This is a genomic window from Streptomyces sp. AN091965 (assembly GCF_022698285.1).
GTDB lineage: Bacteria > Actinomycetota > Actinomycetes > Streptomycetales > Streptomycetaceae > Streptomyces.
On the sequence record NZ_JALDMY010000001.1, the window covers coordinates 3,687,350 to 3,709,627 of the forward strand.

Annotated in this window: 18 protein-coding genes; 6 read left to right on the plus strand and 12 right to left on the minus strand. The window is 72.5% G+C overall.

The genetic code is table 11. The features are described 5' to 3' along the window. Nucleotides 1-12: 12 nt before the first annotated feature. The 11 genes from MQV74_RS15385 to folC all read right to left on the minus strand — a co-directional run bounded on the left by MQV74_RS15385 (nt 13) and on the right by folC (nt 14,235). Nucleotides 13-1,173, minus strand: coding sequence for a hypothetical protein (locus tag MQV74_RS15385; protein WP_242718024.1), 1,161 nt, complete (start codon nt 1,171-1,173; stop codon nt 13-15). A 78-nt stretch (nt 1,174-1,251) separates the two neighbouring features. Then, nucleotides 1,252-3,177: a TIGR03960 family B12-binding radical SAM protein gene (locus tag MQV74_RS15390; RefSeq protein ID WP_242718026.1), complete on the minus strand. Its 1,926-nt coding sequence runs from the start codon at nt 3,175-3,177 to the stop codon at nt 1,252-1,254. A gap of 93 nt (nt 3,178-3,270) precedes the next feature. Next, nucleotides 3,271-4,809, minus strand: a complete 1,539-nt coding sequence (locus MQV74_RS15395; protein WP_242718028.1) for a CYTH and CHAD domain-containing protein — start codon at nt 4,807-4,809, stop codon at nt 3,271-3,273. Between the two features lie 60 nt (nt 4,810-4,869). Next, nucleotides 4,870-6,066, minus strand: a complete 1,197-nt coding sequence (gene rodA, locus MQV74_RS15400; RefSeq protein WP_242718030.1) for a rod shape-determining protein RodA — start codon at nt 6,064-6,066, stop codon at nt 4,870-4,872. A gap of 49 nt (nt 6,067-6,115) precedes the next feature. Continuing rightward, nucleotides 6,116-8,365: a penicillin-binding protein 2 gene (gene mrdA / locus MQV74_RS15405; protein ID WP_242718032.1), complete on the minus strand. Its 2,250-nt coding sequence runs from the start codon at nt 8,363-8,365 to the stop codon at nt 6,116-6,118. A 93-nt stretch (nt 8,366-8,458) separates the two neighbouring features. Next, the gene (gene mreD / locus MQV74_RS15410) at nt 8,459-9,133 is read right to left on the minus strand and encodes a rod shape-determining protein MreD (protein WP_242718034.1); all 675 of its coding nucleotides are present in this window, start codon (nt 9,131-9,133) and stop codon (nt 8,459-8,461) included. 13 nt (nt 9,134-9,146) lie between these two features. Beyond that, a complete protein-coding gene (mreC, locus tag MQV74_RS15415) occupies nt 9,147-10,097 on the minus strand; it encodes a rod shape-determining protein MreC (RefSeq protein WP_242718036.1) in 951 nt (316 codons plus the stop codon). 272 nt (nt 10,098-10,369) lie between these two features. Further along, on the minus strand, nt 10,370-11,389 hold the full coding sequence (locus tag MQV74_RS15420) for a rod shape-determining protein (protein WP_030362602.1): 1,020 nt from the start codon (nt 11,387-11,389) through the stop codon (nt 10,370-10,372). A 297-nt stretch (nt 11,390-11,686) separates the two neighbouring features. Next, nucleotides 11,687-12,100: a nucleoside-diphosphate kinase gene (gene ndk, locus MQV74_RS15425; protein WP_242718038.1), complete on the minus strand. Its 414-nt coding sequence runs from the start codon at nt 12,098-12,100 to the stop codon at nt 11,687-11,689. A 237-nt stretch (nt 12,101-12,337) separates the two neighbouring features. Beyond that, nucleotides 12,338-12,694: a DUF4233 domain-containing protein gene (locus MQV74_RS15430; protein WP_242718040.1), complete on the minus strand. Its 357-nt coding sequence runs from the start codon at nt 12,692-12,694 to the stop codon at nt 12,338-12,340. Nucleotides 12,695-12,699: 5 nt separating this feature from the next. After that, on the minus strand, nt 12,700-14,235 hold the full coding sequence (folC, locus tag MQV74_RS15435; protein ID WP_242718042.1) for a bifunctional tetrahydrofolate synthase/dihydrofolate synthase: 1,536 nt from the start codon (nt 14,233-14,235) through the stop codon (nt 12,700-12,702). Nucleotides 14,236-14,445: 210 nt separating this feature from the next. On the opposite strand from folC, the gene MQV74_RS15440 reads away from it, so the two are divergent. Continuing rightward, nucleotides 14,446-15,453, plus strand: a complete 1,008-nt coding sequence (locus tag MQV74_RS15440) for a rod shape-determining protein (RefSeq protein WP_278194157.1) — start codon at nt 14,446-14,448, stop codon at nt 15,451-15,453. Nucleotides 15,454-15,490: 37 nt separating this feature from the next. Here the strand turns inward: MQV74_RS15440 and MQV74_RS15445 are convergent, their stop codons facing one another. Continuing rightward, nucleotides 15,491-16,672, minus strand: a complete 1,182-nt coding sequence (locus tag MQV74_RS15445; RefSeq protein WP_242718046.1) for a sensor histidine kinase — start codon at nt 16,670-16,672, stop codon at nt 15,491-15,493. A gap of 183 nt (nt 16,673-16,855) precedes the next feature. On the opposite strand from MQV74_RS15445, the gene MQV74_RS15450 reads away from it, so the two are divergent. The 5 genes from MQV74_RS15450 to MQV74_RS15470 all read left to right on the plus strand — a co-directional run bounded on the left by MQV74_RS15450 (nt 16,856) and on the right by MQV74_RS15470 (nt 22,156). Next, nucleotides 16,856-17,476 (plus strand): hypothetical protein, encoded by a 621-nt coding sequence (locus tag MQV74_RS15450; protein WP_242718048.1) that lies wholly within the window; start codon nt 16,856-16,858, stop codon nt 17,474-17,476. Nucleotides 17,477-17,485: 9 nt separating this feature from the next. After that, nucleotides 17,486-18,649 carry a PAS domain-containing sensor histidine kinase gene (locus tag MQV74_RS15455; protein WP_242718049.1) on the plus strand — a complete coding sequence of 388 codons (1,164 nt, stop codon included), beginning with the start codon at nt 17,486-17,488 and terminating at the stop codon, nt 18,647-18,649. After that, nucleotides 18,646-19,323 carry a response regulator transcription factor gene (locus MQV74_RS15460; protein WP_242718051.1) on the plus strand — a complete coding sequence of 226 codons (678 nt, stop codon included), beginning with the start codon at nt 18,646-18,648 and terminating at the stop codon, nt 19,321-19,323. The genes MQV74_RS15455 and MQV74_RS15460 overlap by 4 nt, the downstream gene beginning before the upstream one ends. Before the next feature lie 298 nt (nt 19,324-19,621). Beyond that, nucleotides 19,622-20,764 carry a non-hydrolyzing UDP-N-acetylglucosamine 2-epimerase gene (wecB, locus tag MQV74_RS15465; protein WP_242718053.1) on the plus strand — a complete coding sequence of 381 codons (1,143 nt, stop codon included), beginning with the start codon at nt 19,622-19,624 and terminating at the stop codon, nt 20,762-20,764. 39 nt (nt 20,765-20,803) lie between these two features. Next, entirely contained in the window at nt 20,804-22,156 is a 1,353-nt protein-coding gene (locus tag MQV74_RS15470; protein WP_242718055.1) for a glycosyltransferase family 2 protein, read from the plus strand. The last annotated feature ends 122 nt before the right edge of the window (nt 22,157-22,278 follow it).

The window sequence follows — 22,278 nt, forward strand, 5'->3', positions numbered from 1 at the left end:
TCGTGGTCCGGATCATCCTCGCTTCGGCGGGGACATTTCGCGCCGGACCTTCTTGTCTAGAGTACGCGCTTCGCCGCCCGCGGGTTCCCTCCGGGCCCCGGGACCCTCGGTGACGGACAGCTTCTCGCGGGACGAGCCAAACAGCAGCCGCCGGAAGTCCGCCCGGGCCTCCCGCGCGCTGTCGCGCACGGAGCCGAGTGCCGCGCGGGCGACGTGGCCCACGGCCCGGACGGCCCGGCCCGCCGGGCGCCACAGCGCGTCGCGCAGGACGTGTCCGACCGGTGTGAAGAGGTGCCGGTACACCCAGCGCCCCGGCTCCACGAAGACCAACTGGAGCAGTCGGCAGAGGAAGCGCCACACGGCCCGCGAGATGTGCCCGGCGACCCGCCAGGCGTGTCCGAACGCGTCCCCGATCTCCCCCGCGACGAACGCGACGGCCCGGCCGACCGGCGCGAGCACCCACCGCCACAGGGCGACGGCGGGCACCACGAAGATCCACCGCAAGAGGGTGCCGACGACGATCCCGATGCCCCGCAGCACCCACCAGAACCCGAGGCCGATGCCCCGCACCACCCACCACACGCCCCGCGCGAGCCACGCGAGACCGTGCCCGACCGGTGTCAGGAGGCGCGCGTACAGCCACCGCGCGGGCACCACCACGAGCATCCGCCCCAGCAGGACGAGCCCGTGCCCGAGCGGCGTGAGCACCCGCCGGTACGCCCACACGGCGGGGACGACGACCAGCAGGCGGGCCAGCCAGAGGAGCCCGAGCCCGACCGGCTTGAGCACATGGCGCCACAGGGCCACCCAGGGCCAGACGAAGAGGGCCTTGCCGATGATGGCGAGGACGGCGGCGATCCCCCGCCAGACCCACCCGAGCGCCCGGCCGACCGGCCGCAGCGCCCGGTCGTACACGAACCGCGCGCACACCACCAGGGCGTCCCACACGATTCGCACCGGCACCACGAGCACCAGGACCACGATCCGCACCGGCAGCCGCAGCGCCACCACGAGACACCCCTCGGCCCGCGGGGCGGGCTCGGGGGCGTCCTTCGTCAGCGACACGGGCACGGCGGCCACCGGCTCGGCAGCCACCTCCGGCACCCGCTCGGGCCACGGCTTCCACTGCGGCTGCGGCTGCGGCTCCGGCGGGAGCCCCTTCTCAAGGTCCATGCCTAGTGAGACGCCGCCACCGGCACCCCGTTCCCCCCGTTTCCGAACTGCGACGCCGGCGCCGACGCCCCGGACCGCCTACTTGACGACCGTGAGCGGCAGCAGCTTCTTGCCGGTCGGGCCGACCTGGATGTGGGTGTCCATCTGCGGGCACACCCCGCAGTCGAAGCACGGGGTCCAGCGGCAGTCCTCGACCTCGGTCTCGTCGAGGGCGTCCTGCCAGTCCTCCCAGAGCCAGTCCTTGTCGAGGCCGGAGTCCAGGTGGTCCCAGGGCAGGACCTCCTCGTAGGTGCGCTCGCGGGTGGTGTACCAGTCGACGTCCACGCCGAAGGCGGGCAGGGCCTTGTCGGCGCAGGCCATCCAGCGGTCGTAGGAGAAGTGCTCGCGCCAGCCGTCGAAGCGGCCGCCGTCCTCGTAGACGGCGCGGATGACGGCGCCGATGCGGCGGTCGCCGCGGGAGAGGAGGCCCTCGACGATGCCGGGCTTGCCGTCGTGGTAGCGGAAGCCGATGGAGCGGCCGTACTTCTTGTCGCCGCGGATCTTGTCGCGCAGCTTGGTGAGGCGCTCGTCCGTCTGCTCGGCGCTGAGCTGCGGCGCCCACTGGAACGGGGTGTGGGGCTTCGGCACGAAGCCGCCGATGGACACCGTGCAGCGGATGTCGTTCGAGCCGGAGACCTCGCGGCCCTTCTGGATGACGTTCATCGCCATGTCGGCGATCTGCAGGACGTCGTCGTCGGTCTCGGTGGGCAGGCCGCACATGAAGTACAGCTTCACCTGGCGCCAGCCGTTGCCGTACGCGGTGGCGACGGTCCGGATGAGGTCCTCTTCGGAGACCATCTTGTTGATGACCTTGCGCATGCGCTCGCTGCCGCCCTCGGGGGCGAACGTGAGGCCGGAGCGGCGGCCGTTGCGCGTCAGCTCGTTGGCCAGGTCGACGTTGAAGGCGTCCACGCGGGTGGAGGGGAGGGACAGGCCGATCTTGTCCTCGGTGTAGCGGTCCGCGAGGCCCTTGGCGATGTCGCCGATCTCGGAGTGGTCGGCGGACGAGAGGGAGAGCAGGCCCACCTCCTCGAAGCCCGTGGCCTTCAAGCCCTTGTCGACCATCTCGCCGATGCCCGTGATCGAGCGCTCGCGCACCGGGCGCGTGATCATGCCCGCCTGGCAGAAGCGGCAGCCGCGTGTGCAGCCGCGGAAGATCTCCACGGACATGCGCTCGTGGACGGTCTCCGCGAGCGGGACCAGCGGCTGCTTCGGGTACGGCCACTCGTCGAGGTCCATGACGGTGTGCTTGGACACGCGCCACGGCACACCGGACTTGTTCGGCACGACGCGGCCGATGCGGCCGTCCGGGAGGTACTCGACGTCGTAGAAGGCCGGGATGTAGACGTTGCCGGTCCTGGCGAGGCGGAAGAGGACCTCCTCGCGGCCGCCGGGGCGGCCCTCGGCCTTCCAGACGCGGATGATCTCCGTCATGTCGAGCACGGCCTGCTCGCCGTCGCCGATGATCGCCGCGTCGATGAAGTCCGCGATCGGCTCGGGGTTGAAGGCCGCGTGGCCGCCCGCGAGGACGATCGGGTCGTCGACAGTGCGTTCACGCGCCTCCAGCGGGATGCCCGCGAGGTCCAGGGCCGTCAGCATGTTCGTGTAGCCGAGCTCCGTGGAGAAGCTCAGGCCGAACACGTCGAAGGCCTTGACCGGCCGGTGGCTGTCCACCGTGAACTGCGGGACCTTGTGCTCCCGCATCAGCTCCTCAAGGTCCGGCCACACGCTGTACGTGCGCTCGGCGAGGACGCCCTCGCGCTCGTTCAGGACCTCGTAGAGGATCATGACGCCCTGGTTGGGCAGACCGACCTCGTACGCGTCCGGGTACATGAGCGCCCAGCGGACGTCACAGGAGTCCCACGGCTTGACCGTGGAGTTGAGCTCGCCGCCTACGTACTGGATCGGCTTCTGCACATGCGGGAGCAGGGCTTCGAGCTGTGGGAAAACCGACTCGACAGACATCGCTGGACCTTCGTGAGCTGACAGGGGTGACCCTCAAGCCTAACGTGGCCGGGCCCGCGCCCCGTACCTCGATCGGCCCACCCCGCCGCGGGCTCAGCCGCCGAGCGCGCTCCGCACCTTCGGTGCCGCCGCCCGTGCCCACACCTCGGGCAGTTCCCGCTCCCGGGCCGCCGCGGCCGCCTCCTCGCGGCCGTACAGCAGGCCCCAGGTGTACGCGGACTCACCCGCCGCGTGCGCCTGGATCGCCAGGTTCCGCAGGGCCTCGCGGGCGACGACGCTGTCCTGGTGCTCGCCGAGGACGCTCTGCACGGCCTTCATGCGCTTGGCGAAGCGCTTCGCGGGCTTGCCCAGGGCGGGCTTCGCGGCCTCGCCCGCGTACCGGGCGCGCTTGGCGGCCTTGCGGGCCTCGTGCATCGCCACGTCGCGCTCCTCGCCGGGGGCCAGGGCGAGGGCCTGGTCCACGCGGGCCGCGAGCCGGTCGAAGTCCTTGAGCACCGCCTTGGGCAGGGCGTTCTCGGCGGGGGCCGCGGCGGCCTCGCGCAGCGGCGGGTCGGCGAGCAGCGCGTCGACGGCGTCGAGGAGGGCCAGATAGCGCGCCGAGTCGAGGACGGCGACCGTCTTGCGGCGCGATCCGGTGCGGCCCGCGATCGACCAGATCCGCAGGCGGGCGCGGACGGGGCCGAGGCGCAGCGTGCGGGGGACGTCCGCGAGGGCGGTGGTCAGGCGCTCGGTGAGGACCTCGCGGTCGCGGTCCACGCCCAGTTCGCCGGCCAGCCACTTCAGCTCCTCGCCGAGCGGGTCGGTGACGTTCCGGTCGAGGATCTTGCGGTACGTCTTGAAGGCGCTGCGCAGGCGGCGGGTCGCCACGCGCATCTGGTGGACGGAGTCGGGGAGGTCCTGGCGGACGGCGGGGTCCATGGCCACGAGGGCTTCGCGTTGTGCGTGGAGGTACGCCAGGACGTGACTCCCGGCCGAGTCGTCCGTGCCGGGCGCCGAGGGCCGCGCCGGACGCCTGCTGTCGGCGGGGTCCGCCGTTTCGGCCAGGGCCCTCGCCAGTTTCGATGTCGACGTCGCGCGGCGTACCCCCGCCTTGTTCAGCCTCTTCTCGACCTTGTCCAGGAGGGTCGGGGGCGTCTCCTCCGCCAGTTCGACCTCGATCTCCGTCCAGGCGGTCGTGGCGGAGCCGTCGTGCAGCCGCTGGGCCCGTACGTCGTCGACGCTGGCCTCGGCGAGGAGAGTGCCCGACGCGTCGACGAGGTGGCGCAGGGCGCGCGCCGAGCGGAGGCGTACGACCGGCACCAGGGGGGTGTCGCGCACCCGGGAGCGGACGAGTCCCGTGAGCGCGGGCGGCACGTCGTCCGACAGGGGGGCCTGGATCTCGTCGCGCACGCCGTCCGTGAGGGAGACGGGGAGCTTCAGGTGCCAGCCCGCGTCGGAGCCGCCGGTGCGGCGGCGCAGGGTGATGGCGGCGCGGGCGAGGCGCTGGTCGGCGGTGTCGTAGTAGACCGCGTCGAGGTCGGTGACGCCTTTGTCGATGACGTCGGCGACTCCGGCGACGCCGCTTAGGTCAGGGAGGCCTTGGCCGGCCCCGGCGTCGTACTTCCGCTCGATCTCGCGCTTCGTCTCCGCCATGAGCCGAATCTAGACGCGATCCGGGGCGCCCGGCAGTCCCTGGGCGCCCCGGTGACGGGATCAGGCCGACAGGGGCCGCTGCACCTTGATCGACTGGAGGAGGCCGACGGCCACCCAGACGGCGAACATGGAGGTTCCGCCGTAGGAGACGAAGGGCAGCGGCAGGCCCGCCACGGGCATGATGCCGAGGGTCATGCCGATGTTCTCGAAGGCCTGGAAGGCGAACCAGGCGATGATCCCGGCGGCGACGATCGTGCCGTACAGCTCGGTCGTCTCGCGGGCGATGCGGCAGGCGCGCCACAGGACGACGCCCAGGAGGAGCAGGATCGCGCCCGCGCCGACGAAGCCCAGTTCCTCGCCCGCGACGGTGAAGACGAAGTCGGTCTGCTGCTCGGGGACGAACTGGCCGGTGGTCTGGGAGCCGTGGGTGAGCCCGGTGCCGGTGAGGCCGCCGGAGCCGATGGCGATGCGGGCCTGGTTGGTGTTGTAGCCGACGCCCGCCGGGTCGAGCGCGGGGTTGGCGAAGGCGGCGAAGCGGGCGATCTGGTAGTCGTCGAGGACGCCGAGCTGCCATATGGCGACGCCGCCGAGCGCGCCCGCGCCGAGCAGTCCGAAGACCCACCGGTTGGAGGCGCCGGAGGCGAGCAGGACGCCGAGGACGATCATCACTATCACCATGACCGAGCCGAGGTCGGGCATCAGCATGATGATCATGATCGGTACGGTGGCGAGGCCGAGGGCCTGGACGACGGTGCGGTGGTCGGGGTGCTCCCGGTCGCCCGCGTCGACGCGGGCCGCGAGCATCATCGCCATGCCCAGGATGATGGTGATCTTGCAGAACTCGGAGGGCTGGAGCGACTGGCCGCCGATGACGATCCACGCGTGGGCGCCGTTGACGGTCGCGCCGAGCGGGGTCAGGACGAGCAGGATCAGGAAGACCGAGATGCCGTAGAGGATCGGCACGGCGGTGCGCAGCATGGTGTGGCCGAGCCAGATCGTGCCCGCCATCAGCGCGAGGCCGATGCCGATGTTGATGACGTGCTTGGTCACGAAGGCGTACGGGTCGTCGCCGACCAGCTCGGTGCGGTTGCGGGTCGCGGAGTAGACGAGCGCCGAGCCGATCACGGAGAGCGCGAGGGCGGCGAGCAGTATCCACCAGTCGAGCCTGCGCAGCAGCGAGTCGCGGGCGAACAGGCGGGCCATGGTGGAGCGCTCGGGGCCGTAGCCCGAGACGGAGAAACCGTTGTTCATGGTCATGGGCGCAGCCCATTCCTTGGAAGGGCGGTGGTGGGAGACGGGCGGGACATCAGTCGCGCCTCCAGCCCGCGGGCGCGCCCGCGAGTTCCTGCTGGTCCTGGTCCTGCTGATCCTGTTGCTGCTGGTCCTGGTCCTGTTGCTGGTCCTGGTCCTGCTGCTGGTCGGTCAGCTCCTGCGGCGGCTTGGGCTTGCCGGGCTTGTACGGCTTGATCTTCGGGGCGTCGATGGAGCCGTCGGCCTCGATCTTCGGCAGGGACTTCTGCGGCTGGGGCAGCAGGGCCTTCTTGAGGTCCTGGTTGCCGCTGTCGTCCAGGCCGTAGATCGCGTTGTAGATCTGGCGCACGGCGGGCCCGGACGCGCCGGAGCCCGTACCGCCCTGGGAGATCGTCATCACGATCGAGTAGTCCTTGGTGTACGTCGCGAACCACGACGTCGTCTGCTTGCCGTAGACCTCGGCGGTGCCCGTCTTGGCGTGCATCGGGATCTTGTCCTGCGGCCAGCCGCCGAACCGCCAGGCGGCGGTTCCCTTGGTGGCGACGTCGGCGAGGGCACCGTCTATGTCCTTGCGCAGGGCCGCGTCCATGGGCAGCTTGCCGTGCGCCTCGGGCTTGATCTCCTCGACGTGCTTGCCGTCGGGGCTGATGATCGCCTTGCCGACGGTGGGGTTGTAGAGGGTGCCGCCGTTGGCGATGGCGGAGTAGATCGTGGCCATCTGGATGGGCGTGACGAGCGTGTCGCCCTGGCCGATGGAGTAGTTGACGGAGTCACCGGCGCGCATCTTCATGCCTTCGAGGCAGTTCTCGTAGGCGATGCGCTCGGCGTAGTCGCCGCTCTTCTTGCCCTGCTTGCACCAGGCGTCCTTGTTGGCCTTCCAGTAGTCCTTCTTCCACTGGCGGTCGGGGACGCGGCCGCTGACCTCGTTCGGCAGGTCGACGCCGGTCTCCTTGCCGAGGCCGAACTGGTGGGCGGTCCGGTAGAACCAATCCTTGGGGTCCTTCGCGGGCTTGTTGCCGCCGTCCTTGCGCCACTCGTCGTGCGACAGCTTGTAGTAGACGGTGTCGCAGGAGACCTCCAGGGCCTGGCCGAGGGTGATGCTGCCGTGGCCCTGGGACTCGAAGTTCTTGAAGACCTGGCCGCCGATGGAGTACGAGCTGGGGCAGGGGTAGCGGCCGTTGAACTCGTAGCCCGCGTTGACCGCGGCGGTCGTCGGGATGACCTTGAAGATCGAGCCGGGGGCGGCCTGGCCCTGGATGGCGCGGTTCAGGAGCGGGTAGTTGGACTTCTTGCCGGTGAGCTTGGCGTAGTCCTTGCCGGAGATGCCGCCGACCCAGGCGTTCGGGTCGTACGTCGGGTTGGAGGCCATGGCGACGACGCGCCCGGTCTTGTTCTCCATGACGACGACGGCGCCCGCGTCGGCCTTGTAGTTCTCGCCGGTGTTCTTGTCGAACTCGTCGCGTGCCTTCTTCATGGCGTTGTTCAGCCAGTACTCGGACACCGCCTGGACGCGGGCGTCGATGCTGGTCACGACGTTCGAGCCGGGCTCGGCCTTGTCGGACTTGGCCTTCCCTATGACCCGCCCGAGGTTGTCGACCTCGTAGCGGGTGACGCCCGCCTTGCCGCGCAGCTGCTTGTCGTACGTCCGCTCCAGGCCGGAGCGGCCCACCTGGTCGGAGCGCAGGAACGGCGAGTCGGTGTCCTTGGCCTTGTTGATCTCGTCGTCGGTGACGGGCGAGAGGTAGCCGAGGACCTGGGCGGTGTTGGACTTGCCCGGCGCGGCGTAGCGGCGCACGGCGGTGGGCTCCGCGGTGATGCCGGGGAAGTCCTCGGAGCGCTCGCGGATCTGCAGGGCCTGCTTGGGCGTGGCCTCGTCCGTGATGGGGATGGGCTGGTACGGCGAGCCGTTCCAGCAGGGCTGCGGGGTCTTGGAGTCGCAGAGCCGGACCTTGTCGGAGACGTCCTTGGGGCTCATGCCGAGGACGTCGGCGAGCTTGGTGAGGACGCCCTTGCCGTCGTCCTTCATCTTCATCAGCTCGGTGCGGGACGCGGAGACCACGAGGCGGGTCTGGTTGTCGGCGATGGGCACGCCGCGGGCGTCGAGGATCTCGCCGCGCACGGCGGGCTGGACGACCTGCTGGACGTGGTTGCCGGAGGCCTCCTCGGCGTACTCGGCGCCGTTGCGGACCTGGAGGTACCACAGGCGGCCGCCGAGGGTGAGGAGCAGCGAGACGACGAGGATCTGGATGACGACGAGGCGGATCTGGACGCGTGGCGTGCGGCCCGTCTCCGGGATGTTGGTCATGGGCGCAGCCCCCTCTGCGGAAGGGCGGTGGCGGACGACGGGCGGACGGTCACTGCGCCCCTCCCCTGGTTCCGTGCGTCGACTGCGGTGCGCTCACAGGCGCTTGACCCCCTTGATGCGTCCGGCGCGGGCGGCGCGGACCTTGGCCGCCTTGGTGCGCAGGCCACCGCCGCGCTGGCTGCCGATGCTCAGGCCGGTGCCGGAGGACAGGAAGCCCGAGGAGACGTCGGCGGCCTTGGCGCCCGTGGCGGTCTCGCCCAGCGGGTCGTTCTCGGCGCGGCGGGCGAGCGCGATGATCAGCGGAATGGTGAACGGCGCGAGCAGCAGGTCGTACAGGGCGGCCGTGAACAGGAGTCCGCCGAGGCCGACGTGGCGGGCCGCGTCGTCGCCGACGAGGGCGCCCACGCCCGCGTACAGGAGCGTCGAGCCGACGGCGGCGCCGACCACGACGAAGAGCGGGCCGCTGGCGGAGCGCAGCCGTCCGGTCTCGGGCTTGGCGAGGCCCGCGAGGTAGCCGATGACGCACAGCACGAGGGCGTAGCGCCCCGCGGCGTGGTCGGCGGGCGGTGCCAGGTCGGTGAGCAGGCCCGCGCCGAAGCCGATCAGGGCGCCGCCGACGTGGCCGTACACGAAGGCCAGGCCGAGGACGGTGAGCAGGACCAGGTCGGGTACGGCGCCCGGGAGTTGGAGCCGGGCGAGCACGCTGACCTGGACGACGAGGGCGACCACGACGAGGGCGCTGGAGAGCAGGATCCGGTTGAAGCGCATGGTGTCAGTGCTCCTACTGCTCGTCGCGCTCGGTGCCGTCGGCGGGGGCCTGCCCGGACGGCGTCGCGGTGACCGTGACGGTGGGGGCGGGCTTGGGCTTGGCGGGCTTGGACGGCAGGACGGTGTCGCGGGGGTCCTTGCGGGGGGCCTCGACGACGACGCCGACGACGTCCAGCTTGGTGAAGCCGACATACGGCCGGACGTACACGTTCCGGGTCAGGTCGCCGCCGGAGGGGTCGACGCGGACGACCTGGCCGACGGGGACGCCCGGCACGAACGGCTTGTCGGCCTGGGAGCCGAAGGTGACCAGGCGGTCGCCCTTCTTGATCTTCGCCTTGCCGTTGAGCATCTGGACGCGCAGCGGGCGGTCGCCCTGGCCGGAGGCGAAGCCGAGCTCGTCGGTCTTCTCCATGCGGGTGCCGACGGTGAAGTCGGGGTCGTTGGCGAGCAGCACCGTCGCGGTGGACGGGCCGACGGTGGTGACGCGGCCGACCAGGCCGTCGCCGTTGAGGACCGTCATGTCGCGCTTGAGGCCGTCGTTCGCGCCCGCGTCGATGGTGACCGTCCAGGAGAAGCCCTGGGCCGCTCCTATGCCGATGACCTCCGCGCCCTTGATGCCGTACTGGCCCGCGCCCGCCGTCTTGAGCAGGGAGTCGAGCTGTTTGACCCGGCTGCGGTTGCGGTCGTCGCTGCCGAGCTTGGCCTTGAGCGCGGCGTTCTCCCGCTCCAGCTGGGCGATGCGGTCGTGGCGGCCACCGGAGTCGCGGACCGCGCCGATGGCGTTGCCGATCGGGTCCACCGCGCCCGCCATGCCGTCCTCGACCGGGCCGAAGACCGTGGCGGCGGCCTGGCGGGCACCGTCGACCGGTGAATCCTCGCCACCGCGGATGTCCACCGTGATCAGTGCGAACGCGATGGCGATCAGCAGCACCAGGAGCAGCCGGCTCTCTCGTGTGTCCCTCACGTGCGGCGGCCGTGCCTTCCTCAAGTAGGAATCTGCGGAATGTGAGCCCGCGGGGTCCCCGGAGCCCCGAAGTCCGCGGAATTCTTATGCCTTGCCTATATATCAACGATCCGCCGCACGAGGCGGCAGGCACTCGTACGGCGGACCTTTTCACGTCAGGTCGTGTGCGGGTCGTGACGTCCGGTCAGCGGACGCGGCCGCCCGGCCACTGTAGTGACCGGGCGCCTGGTGTCACGCGGCGGGACGTCGTCCCTGTCGTCGTCCCCTACGGGTCAGCGGCGGGGCTGGGCGTCGAGCACCTGCTGGAGCGCCTCGAACTCCTCGACGCACTTGCCGGAGCCGAGCGCCACGCTGTCCAGCGGGTCCTCGGCGATGTGGATCGGCATGCCCGTCTCGCGGCGCAGCCGCTCGTCGAGGCCGCGCAGGAGCGCGCCGCCGCCGGTCAGGACGATGCCGCGGTCCATGACGTCGCCGGACAGCTCGGGCGGGCACTTGTCGAGCGTGGTCTTGACCGCGTCGACGATGGCGTTGACGGGCTCCTCGATCGCCTTGCGGACCTCGGCCGCGGAGATCACCACGGTCTTGGGCAGGCCGGAGACCAGGTCGCGGCCGCGGATCTCGGTGTGCTCGTCGGCGTCCATGTCGTACGCGGAACCGATGGTGATCTTGATCTGCTCGGCCGTGCGCTCACCGAGGAGGAGGGAGTACTCCTTCTTGATGTGCTGGATGATCGCGTTGTCCAGCTCGTCGCCCGCGACGCGGATGGACTGTGCCGTGACGATTCCGCCGAGGGAGATGACGGCGACCTCGGTGGTGCCGCCGCCGATGTCCACCACCATGTTGCCGGTGGCCTCGTGGACCGGGAGGCCGGAGCCGATGGCCGCGGCCATGGGCTCCTCGATGATGTGCACCTGGCGGGCACCCGCCTGCGAGGAGGCCTCGATGACGGCGCGGCGCTCGACCCCGGTGATACCGGAGGGCACACAGACGACGACGCGCGGGCGGGCCAGATAGCGACGCTTGTGGATCTTCAGAATGAAGTAGCGGAGCATCCGCTCGGTGATCTCGAAGTCGGCGATGACGCCGTCCTTCAGCGGACGCACCGCGACGATGTTGCCGGGCGTGCGCCCGATCATCTTCTTCGCTTCTGCGCCGACCGCGAGGATGCCGCCGGTGTTGGTGTTGATCGCGACGACGGACGGCTCGTTGAGTACGATCCCCCGACCCCTGACGTACACCAGCGTGTTGGCGGTCCCGAGGTCGACAGCCATGTCACGGCCGATGAACGACATGTTGTTCCCCATGAGGATGCGTCTGGCCTTCCCTAGTGGAGCGTGTGATGGCTTGTTAGGTAGGCGAGGTGGGTGCTGTGTGGCGTGGAGGCTTCCATCGTAGTCTCGCCCGCACGCACACGGCGCGAGGGTCTCCGCCATTGTCAGCAGATGATGTGGCGCCCCGCTCTTGGAGACGTGCCATCCGAGGCACGGGTTCCCCCAATCGGGGCGCATATGCCAAAAGACGGCCGAATTTCTTCGGCCGTCCCTGGTCGGTGGAGCGATCGCACTGACTACATGTCAGGACCCGGAACCTCAGACGAGACCCGGAAAGAAGATCTTGAGCTCGCGCTCGGCGGACTCCTCGGAGTCGGAGGCGTGCACGAGGTTCTCCCGGACGATGCTGCCGAAGTCGCCGCGGATGGAGCCGGGCGCGGCGGCGATCGGGTCGGTCGGGCCCGCGAGCTGGCGCATTCCCTCGATCACGCGCTCACCCTCGATGACGAGGGCGACCACCGGGCCGGAGGCCATGAACGCGACCAGCGGCTCGTAGAACGGCTTGCCCTTGTGCTCGCCGTAGTGCGCCTCCAGCGTGTCCTGGTCAAGGGTGCGCAGCTCCAGCGCGGAGATGGTCCAGCCCGCCTTGCGCTCGATACGGCCGATGATCTCCCCGATCAGTCCCCGGCGAACGGTGTCGGGCTTGAGAAGAACGAGCGTGCGCTGGCTCATGGTGTGCGGCTCCAAGAGGTGTTTTCACGATCACATGGGATGGATTCCGCACGATACCGGGGGCACTACGGAGGGTGGCCATCGGGTGAGCGCGATATCGAGCCACTCCGGCAGTTCGGGGAAATAGCCCGTCCGGCGTTTGAGGACGAGGCCGGGGGCCGAAGAAAGCCCGTCCGGCGTTTGAGGACGAGCGCGCAGCGCGATGCACGGCCCCGGGGCCCCGGGGGGGAGGCCGGGTCAGCCCCCGGAGGCCTCCCCCTGCTCGGCCAGCGCGGCGAACCGCGCTTTCGCCTCGTCGATCTTCTGGCCGAAGTGCACGGACGCCCACCACAGCGCGGCGAACATCGCCCCCATGAAGAACATGATCGGCACCACGAAGCCGCTCGCGATCAGCGCGACCTGCAGGGCCCAGCCGAGCTGGACCCCACCCGGCCGGGTGACCATGCCGCACAGCAGGACGGACAGCGCCATCGCGACGCCGCACACCGTCCAGACCGTGCTCGTCTCCAGGTCCGGGTCCTTCATGGCGACCAGACCGGCGAATCCGATGACGAGGAACTCCCCGATGAGGGTCGAAGAACAGAGCGTACGCACGGCGGTCAGCCCCTCCCCAGGAGCAGTCGGGCCTCGCCCACGGTGATGACGGAGCCGGTGACCAGGACGCCGCCGCCCGCGAACTCGCCCTCCTCCTCGGCGAGGGTGATCGCCGCCTCCAGGGCGTCGTCCATACGCGGCTCGACCTGGACCCGGTCGTCGCCGAAGACCTCGACGGCGATGGCCGCGAGCTCGTCGGCGCCGAGCGCGCGGTCGCTGGAGTTCTGCGTGACGACGACCTCGGCGAAGATCGGCTCGAAGGCCTCCAGCATGCCGCGCGCGTTCTTCCCGTCGCTCACGCCGAGGACGCCGATCAGCCGGCTGAAGTCGAAGACCTCGCTGATGGACGCCGCGGCGGCACGGGCCCCCGCCGGGTTGTGCGCGGCGTCGAGGACGACCGTGGGCGAGCGGCGGACGACTTCGAGGCGGCCCGGGGATGCCACCGCGGCGAAGGCCTTGCGGACCGTGTCGATGTCCAGGGGCTCCACGCGCTGGGCGCCGACGCCGAAGAACGCCTCGACGGCGGCGAGCGCCACCGCCGCGTTGTGCGCCTGGTGCTCGCCGTGCAGCGGCAGGAACACCTCCTCGTACTCCCCGCCGAGGCCGCGCAGCGTGAGCAGCTGGCCGCCGACGGCGACCTGGCGGCCGATGAGCCCGAACTCCAAGCCTTCACGGGCGACCGTCGCGTCCACCTCGACGGCCTTCTTCAGGAGCACCTGCGCGGCGTCCACCGGCTGCTGGGCCAGGATGACCGTCGCGTCCTGCTTGACGATGCCGGACTTCTCGACGGCGATCTCGGCGGGCGTGGTGCCGAGCCGGTCGGTGTGGTCCAGGTCGATGGGGGTGACGACGGCGACCGCGCCGTCGATCACGTTCGTCGCGTCCCAGGTGCCGCCCATGCCGACCTCGACGACGGCGACGTCGACCGGGGCGTCCGCGAAGGCCGCGTACGCCATGCCCGTGAGTACCTCGAAGAAGGAGAGGCGGTGCTCCTCCTTGGCGTCGACGAGGTCCACGTACGGCTTGATGTCCTGGTACGCCTCGATGAAGCGCTCGGGGTCGATGGGGGCGCCGTCCAGGCTGATGCGCTCCGTGATCGACTGGACGTGCGGGGACGTGTACCGCCCGGTGCGCAGCTCGAAGGCGCCGAGGAGCGCCTCGATCATGCGGGCCGTGGACGTCTTGCCGTTCGTCCCCGTGATGTGGATCGAGGGGTACGCGCGCTGGGGCTCGCCCAGGACGTCCATCAGCAGGGCGATGCGCCGCAGCGACGGGTCCAGCTTGGTCTCGGGCCAGCGGGCCACGAGCTCCCCCTCGACCTCGCGCAGCGCCCTGTCCACCTCGGGGTCGGCGGGGCGGGACGGGACGTCGCCCTGCGGCGGGCCGCCCTGGGTGCGCAGGGTGCGGCTGCCCGCCTCGATCACGGCGAGGTCGGGGTCGCGGTCCGTTTCGGCGGCGACGATGTCGTCGAACTGGTCGAAGGAGTCGGCCGGGCCGGTCTCGTCGTCGCGCGGGCTGTCGTTCGGAGGGAGGTCACTCACGTACGCCAGTCTACGGAGACCCACCGACAGCGGCCGGGCGGGCGGGGCCCCGCCCGCCCCGGACCCCGCTCCCCCGTGCCCGATCGGCCCGGGGCGGCCGCCCGCGGAGGCCGCGCGGGCCGCCTCCGCCACGGGTCGGGACTTTAGGCCTGTCCGATTCGGGACCTTGGTCCCTCCGTCGCCCGAATGGGCCCGGCAAACTTGGCGATCATGGACATAGGGATCGACCTCGGCACCGCCAACACGCTTCTGTACGTCCGCGGTCAGGGCATCGTGCTCAACGAACCGTCCGTGGTCGCCGTCAAGGAAGGCGCGCGCGCCGCGCTCGCCGTCGGGACGGAGGCCAAGGAGACCATCGGCCGCACGCCCGGCTCCATCACGGCCATCCGCCCCCTCAAGGACGGCGTGATCAGCGACTTCGAGGCGGCCGAGGAGATGATCCGGCACTTCGTGCGCAAGGCCGTCCCGGGGCGCCGCCCGCGTACGCGCATGGTGGTGTGCGTCCCCAGCGGCGTCACGCCCGTCGAGCGGCGCGCCATCGTGCACGCCGCGCAGCGGGCCGGGGCGCGGGCCGTGCACCTCGTCGAGGAGCCGATGGCGGCGGCGATCGGCGCGGGGCTTCCCGTGGCGGAGCCGCGCGGCTCCATGGTCGTCGACATCGGCGGCGGCACCACCGAGGTCGCCGTGATCTCCCTGGGCGGGATCGTCACCGCCCAGTCCCTGCGCGTCGGCGGCGACCGCCTCGACACCGCGATCACCGACTACGTCCGCAAGGAGCACGCCCTCCTCATCGGCGAGCGCACCGCCGAGGACATCAAGGTCGGGATCGGCTCGGCGTGGCCGGTGCCCGGCGAGGACTCCTTCGAGGACCGCACCTTCACCGTGCGGGGCCGCGAGAAGGTGGGCGGTCTGCCCAAGACGGTGGAGCTGACCGTGCGGGAGGTGCGGGCCGCTCTCGACGAGCCCGTGGAGGCGATCATCGCGGCGGTGCGGGCCACCCTTGAGGAGTGTCCCCCGGAGCTGTCCGGGGACGTCATGGAGCACGGCATCGTCCTCACCGGGGGCGGGGCGCTGCTGCCCGGCCTCGATCTGCGGCTCGCCTCCGCGACCGGGATTCCCGTCTTCGCGGCCGACGACCCGCTGGACAGCGTGGCGCTGGGGTGCGGGAAGTGCGTGGAGGACTTCGACGGACTCGAGCGGGTCATGTCCGCGGCCTGAGCCCTTGAGGCCCCGCTCCTTCGCGGAGGGTGCGGGGTCAGACCGGTTCGTCGGTGGGGAGGTCGGCCTCGACCTCGTACGAGCCGTCGCGCGGGCCCGCGAAGAACGTGCCGCCCAGGGTCCGGACGCGCTCGCCCATCCCGGCCGTCCCCGTCCCCGCGGACACCGGCGCCGCGGGCCCGTCGGGCTCCCCGGCGGGCCCCACGGAGGGCAGCGGATTGCTGACGCGGACGCGCAGACGGCCCTCCCGGACGGTGACGCGGGCCGTGACGACCTCCCCGGGCGCGTACTTCGCCGCGTTCGTGAGGCACTCCTGCACCACCCGGTGCACGGCCGCCTGGCGCAGGGGCGAGAGGCGGTGGGCCGCGGCGTCGACGTGCAGGTCGACGGGGCTGCCCGCGAGGGCGCTGCGCCGGACCAGCTCGGGGAGGGCCTCCACGCCGGGTGTGGGGCGGCCGTCGACGCCGCGCTGGACGATGATCTCGTTCAGCATGCGGTGCGCGGAGCGCGCGGTCTCGGAGAGCTCCTCGAAGCCGTCGGCGTGCGGGCCGCCCGCCGCGCGCCGCGCGAGCACCTGGGAGCGGACGCTGAGCAGCGTGAGCTCGCGGCCGACGAAGTCGTGCACGTCGCGCGCGATGCGCGCCCGCTCCCGCTGCACCGCCTGCAGCGTCTCCGTCTCGGCCCGCTGGGCCTCAAGCGCGCGGACGAGGTCCTGCCGGTTGGCGGCGACGCCGACGCCCGCGGCGAGCGCCCCGATCGGCACGACGAGGCTGAGGAACTCGCTGAGCGTGTCGCCCCTGTGCACCGGCCAGCCGGGCAGATTGAACATCACGTACGCGAAGGACACATAGCCGATCACGCCCACGGCCCCGGCCAGGCGGCCCCGGTAGCGGGCCAGCGAGTACAGGGCGAACTGCGCGAGCGTCAGCTCGTGCAGCCAGCCGAGCAGCACCAGCGCCACCAGGTACGGCACCCACGGCGCGACCCGCCGCAGCAGCAGCGTCGCCGCGCCCGCCGTGAGGACGAGCGCGGCCGTGACCCCGGTCAGCGAATTGTCGGCCGCGGCCAGGCCCGGCACGTCCAGGGCCATCAGGGCGAGGCAGGAGCCCGCCGTGAGGAGGTCGAGTACACGAGGTTCACGCGTGCAACGCCGAGCGAGGCGACGGCCCGCGGCCACCGCCTGGCTGAGCGCCGTGACAGCGGCGGGCCGGTCGTGCATATCCCCTCCATCATCGCTGAGGCCTTCGACCCGACACATCGGACTTCCGGCCCGCCCGCCCGCCCGACGGAGTGACGCGCCGCACGGCACGGGCCGGAGCCGGGCGTCGTCCTCGTACGACAACGGGTGTACTCCCCGGCGCGGCGGCCCCGCCCCCGCGCGGACCGGCGTTCCAATCGGACCATGTGGTATGCCCAGAATCCGGGTCGCAGGACCCGTCAGCTCGCCGGGGACGCGGCCGTCCTGGTGTGGACCGCGCTGTGGACCGCCGCCGCCCTCGTCGCCTACCGGCTCGCCGTGCTGCTCGGCCGCCCCGGCCCCGACTCGGGCGTCGCCTCGTCGCGGTCCCCCGCCGCGCGCCTGCCCCTGGTCGGCGACGACGTGGGCGCCGCGCTGCGCTCGGTGGTCGGCTTCGTCGACGACGTCGACCCGGTGACGCTGCGCGCCGCGCTCGCCGTGGCCGCCGCGGGCCTGTTCCTGCTGCCCATCGGCCTCGTCCTCGCGCTCTGGCTGCCGCGCCGGGTGCGCTGGGTGCGGCAGGCCGCCGCCGCCCGCGAACTCGGGGCCTTCGCCAATGGGCGCGAGCTGCTCGCCCTGCGCGCGCTGCTCCGCCCCCTCGACGAGGTAGCCGCGACCGCCGCCGCCCTGCCGGACGCCACCCCCGGCAGCCTCGCCGAGGGCTGGCGCACCGCCGACCCGCGCACCCTGGACGCGCTCGCGGACGCCGAGCTCGACCGGCTCGGCCTGGCCCCGGCGCCGGGCCCCGAACCGCTGGGCCCGCCCGCGGCCGAGCCCGCCGGTTAGGCCCCGCGCATGACGACGGAGCCCCGGGGCCTGCACGCCCCGTTCTCCGCGGCCGTGCTGCGGGCCATCCCGATGGGGGCGCTGCTCGTCGGCGACGACGGCCGGGTCGTGGCGGCCAACCCCCAGTTCACGGAGATCTGCGGCCTGCACGGCGTCGACACCTCGACGGGCGCGCCCGCCGACCCCATCGCCGACGCCGTGACGCGGCTGCTCCCGGAGCGCGACACCGCCGCGCTGCGCTCGCTGCGCGGCCAGTTCGTCCGCAGGGCCGAGCTCCGCCTCCGCGACGGGCGCACGCTGCGCCGCAGCCGCCAGCCCATCGACGCGGGCGAGCGGCACCTGGGCGTCCTGTGGCTCGTCGAGGACGTCACCGAGCAGCGCCGCTACGAGGCCGACCTGCACCGGCACATCGACACGCTCGGCGAACTGGCCCGCGACCGCGCCGAGTTCGCCGCCCGCACCTCGCACGAGCTGCGCACCCCGCTGGCCACCGTACTCACCTTCTGCGAACTCCTCAGCGACCCCGCGGGCGGCGCCCTCGACGAGGCCCAGCGCGCGTACCTGGACACGATCCGGCGGGCCGCCACCCGCATGCAGGACATGGCCGACGGGCTCCTGCACCGGTACGCGGAGGCCGCGAGCGGCGCACCGCCCTCCTTCGCCCCGCTCGACCCGGGCCGCCTGCTGACCCGCCTGGTGCACGACATCACCCCGTGGGCCACCCGCGACGGCGTCTTCATGGCCCTCGACCTGCCCGGCGGCGGCCGGCCACCGCTGACCGGCGACGCCGACCAGCTGGAGCGGGCGCTGGCCTCGCTGCTCGACAACGCCGTGAAGTTCACCCCCGCCGGCGGCACCGTCACCGTCACCGCCCGGCCGTGCGACGGGCCCGGCACCGCCGAGCCGCCCGCGCCGCCCGGCTGGCGCATCACCGTCACCGACAGCGGCATCGGCATCCCCAAGGAGTTCCAGGAGGAGGTCTTCACCGAGTTCGTCCGCGCCCCGAACGCCCGGCGCGGCGGCTATCCGGGCACCGGCCTCGGCCTGAGCGTCGTACGCGACGCCGTACGGCTGCACTCCGGCACCGTCGCCGTCCACAGCGACGAGGGGCACGGCACCGGCGTGGAGGTGTGGCTGCCGCTCGGCGGCCCGCCCGGGACCGGCCCGGCATGACCCGGCTGCTGCTCGTCGAGGACGACCCCGACCTGGGGCTCGCCCTGCGGGTCCTGTTCACCCGCGCCGGGTACGACGTCGTCACCGCCGACGACGGGCAGGCCGCGCTCAAGCTCCTCTTCGCCCGGCGGCCCGCGCTCATGGTGCTCGACCTGGTCCTGCCCGGCCTCGACGGCTGGGAGGTCCTCGACCGCACCCGCGACCTCACCGACCTGCCCGTCCTCATCCTCTCCGGCCGCACGAGCCCCGCCGAGCGCGTCCGCGGCCTTCGCTCCGGCGCCGACGACTACCTGTGCAAGCCCTTCGACCACGTCGAGCTGCTCGCCCGCGTGGAGGCGCTCCTTCGGCGCTCCAACCCCGGGCAGTGGCGGGGCGACTACGTCGAGGCGGGCCTGCGGCTCGTGCCCGAGCGGCGGTCGGCGGTGTGGCAGGGCCACGAGACGCGGCTCAGCGCGATCGAGTACCGGCTCCTTGAGGTCCTCGTCCGCAACCGGGGGCGGGTCGTCACCATCGAGCAACTCCTCGACCTCGTCTGGGACGACCCCGGCGGGAGCGGGCGGGAGCGGGTGAAGTTCGCGGTGCTCCGGCTGCGGCGCAAGCTCGCGGTGGGTGAGGGGGGCGACCCCTTGGAGTCGGTGCGGGGGCTCGGCTACCGCTACCGGGGCGAGGGCTGAGGTCCGCTGCCCTCGCGGGGCGCCCCTGACCCGCCCCTTCCCGATCAAAGGGGCTCCGCCCCCTTGGACCCCCGTTCGGCGGCGCTCCGCGCCTCGTCCTCAAACGCCGGACGGGCTGGATCCCCCGGGCCGAGGGACCAAAGTCCCGGGCGGGCGGGACCTGTGGGCCGGGGCCAAGGCCCTGAACACGTGCGGCCGCAGGCGCCGCAACCGTTGGGCAACCGAAGGCGAGCCGCCGCCGCAACCCACGCCCCACAAGCTCCTGCGTATCGCCAAGCCCCACCCGCCAGGAGCCCCGTTGCACGCCCCCGCCCTCCCGCCCCGCTCGGTCGCGATCGTCATCGGCACCCGCCCCGAACTGGTGAAGATCGCCCACCTGGTCCGCATCCTCGGCCCGGCCGCACACCTCGTGCACACCGGCCAGCACTACGACGCCGCGCTCTCCGGCCGGTTCCTCACCGAGCTGGGCCTGCCCGAGCCCACCCTGCTCGACGGCATCGGCGGCAAGCCCCGCGCCGTGCAGATCTCCGCGGCCCTGGCCCAGCTCGACACCCTGTTCGCCGAGGAGCCGCCGCTGGCCGTGGTGGTGCAGGGCGACACCAACGCCGCCCTGGCCGGGGCGCTCGCCGCGAACGCCCGCTCGCTGCCGCTCGTCCACGTCGAGGCGGGCCTGCGCAGCCACGACCGGGCGATGCCCGAGGAACACAACCGCGTCGTCATCGACCAGCTCGCGGACGTGCTCTGCGCGGCCACCGAGGACAACCGCGACCTGCTGCGCGCCGAAGGGGTCCCGGCCGGGCGGATCACCGTCACCGGCAACACCGTCGTCGAGGCCGTCCAGGAGCACCTGCCCGCCGCCGACGAGCGCGCCGCGCTGCTCGCCGCGCACGGCGTGAGCGCCGACCGCTACGTCCTCGCCACCGCGCACCGCCCGGAGAACACCGACGACCCCGCCGCGCTCGCCGCCGTCCTGCGCGAGCTCGCCGCCCTCGCCGAGGAACTGCCGGTCCTGTTCGCCGTCCACCCGCGCACCCGCGCCCGGATCGAGGCGGCCGGGCTCACGCACCTGCTCGAACCGCTCACCGAGCTGGCACCCCTCGGCTACGGCGAGTTCCTCGGCCTCGCCCGGCACGCCGCCGTCATCGTGTCCGACTCGGGCGGCATCCAGGAGGAGACCACCGTCCTGGGCCGGCCCCTGGTCGTCGTCCGCCGGTCCACGGAGCGGCCCGAGGCCATGGACGCCGGGTTCGCCGAGCTCGTCCCGCCGGGCCGGGAGATCGGCCGCGCGGCGCGCCGCCGCCTCGCGGAGGGCCAGGACGGCCTGCGGCACCTCGCCGGGCTGCCGTCCCCGTTCGGCGACGGCCTCGCCTCGCAGCGGATCGCCGTCCTCCTCGGCGCCCTCGCCGCGGGCGCCGAGCGCGAGCTCCCCGCCGCCGCCTGACCGGCTCCTCCCCCGTCCCCCCACCCGCACGAGGACCCCATGCCCAGCTCCCACGTCCTGCTCTACGCCCTGCCGTTCCTCCTGCTCGCCTGCTTCCTGCTGTACTGGGCCGGCTCCCGCCACGCCTACGTGCGCCGCCCGGAGGCACCGGAAGGCGACGCCACACCCTTCACCTGGCACTTCTTCGTGCCGTGCCGCGACGAGGAGACCGTCATCGGCACGACCGTCGCCCAGCTGCGGGCCGACTTCCCGGCCGCGCACGTCTGGGTCGTCGACGACGACAGCGAGGACACCACCGCGGCCGTCGTCACCGCGCTCGCGGCGGACGACGCCCGGGTGCACCTGGTCTCGCGCCGCCGCCCCGACGCCCGCGTCGGCAAGGGCGCGGCCCTCAACTCCGCGTACGCGGCGCTGAACGCCTTCCTGCCCGAGGACACCGACCGGTCCCTGGCCGTCGTGTGCGTCGTGGACGCCGACGGGCGGCTCGCGCCGGACGCGCTCGCCCGGGTCAGCGGGCAGGCCGGGTTCGCCGACCCCGAGGTGGGCGGCGTACAGGTCAGCGTGCGGATGCGCAACGTCGACGAGGAGCGGCCGCCGCTGCCCGAGCGCGGGCGCCTCGCCAACGCCGTGGCGCGGCTCCTGGTGCGCATGCAGGACATGGAGTTCGCCGTGTCCAACGCGGGCATGCAGCTCCTGCGCGGCCGCACCGGCTCCGTGGGCCTGGGCGGCAACGGCCAGTTCACCCGGCTCACCGCCCTGGACCACATCGCCGCCACCGAGCGCCGCCCCTGGCAGCGCGACGCGCTCCTGGAGGACTACGAGCTGGGCCTGCACATGATCCTGGGCGGCTACCGGATCGCACACATCGCCGACACCTACGTCTCCCAGGAGGGCCTGCCGCGGCTGCGCCGCTTCCTCACCCAGCGCACCCGCTGGGCGCAGGGCAACCTCCAGTGCGTGCGGTACGCGCCGCGCATCGTCGCCTCGCGCCACTACTCGGGCCGCGGGGTCCTGGAGACCCTGTACACGTTCATGCAGCCCCTCGCGCACGTCGCGACGCTCGTCCTCAGCCTGCTGCTGCTCGGCAGCGTCGTCGTGGGCGGCTCGATGCGCGACGCGTTCCTCGGCGCCTGGCCGCTGATCCTGGGCCTGTGCGCCCTGTCGGTGCTGCCGTTCGTGGCCTGGGGCCCGCTCTACCGACGGGACTACGCGCCCGACCGCTCCCGGCTCACCGGCCTGCTGTGGGGTCTCGCCCTGTGGGTGTACGCGTACCACGTGTTCATCGTGGCGGCGCGCGGCTTCCTGCGGCTCCTGCGCGGCCGCAACGGCTGGGCGAAGACGCGGCGCAACGCGGAAGCCGTGGGGACGGGGCCGGTGGCGACGGAGGCGTAAGTACTTCGTCTGCGGGTCCGTGGTGGCTGGTCGCGCCGTTCCCCGCGCCCCTTCGGGGGCGCTCCCGACGCGGGACTACGACGGAGGCGCCCAGAACTCCTGTGAGTTCTGGGCGCCTTCGT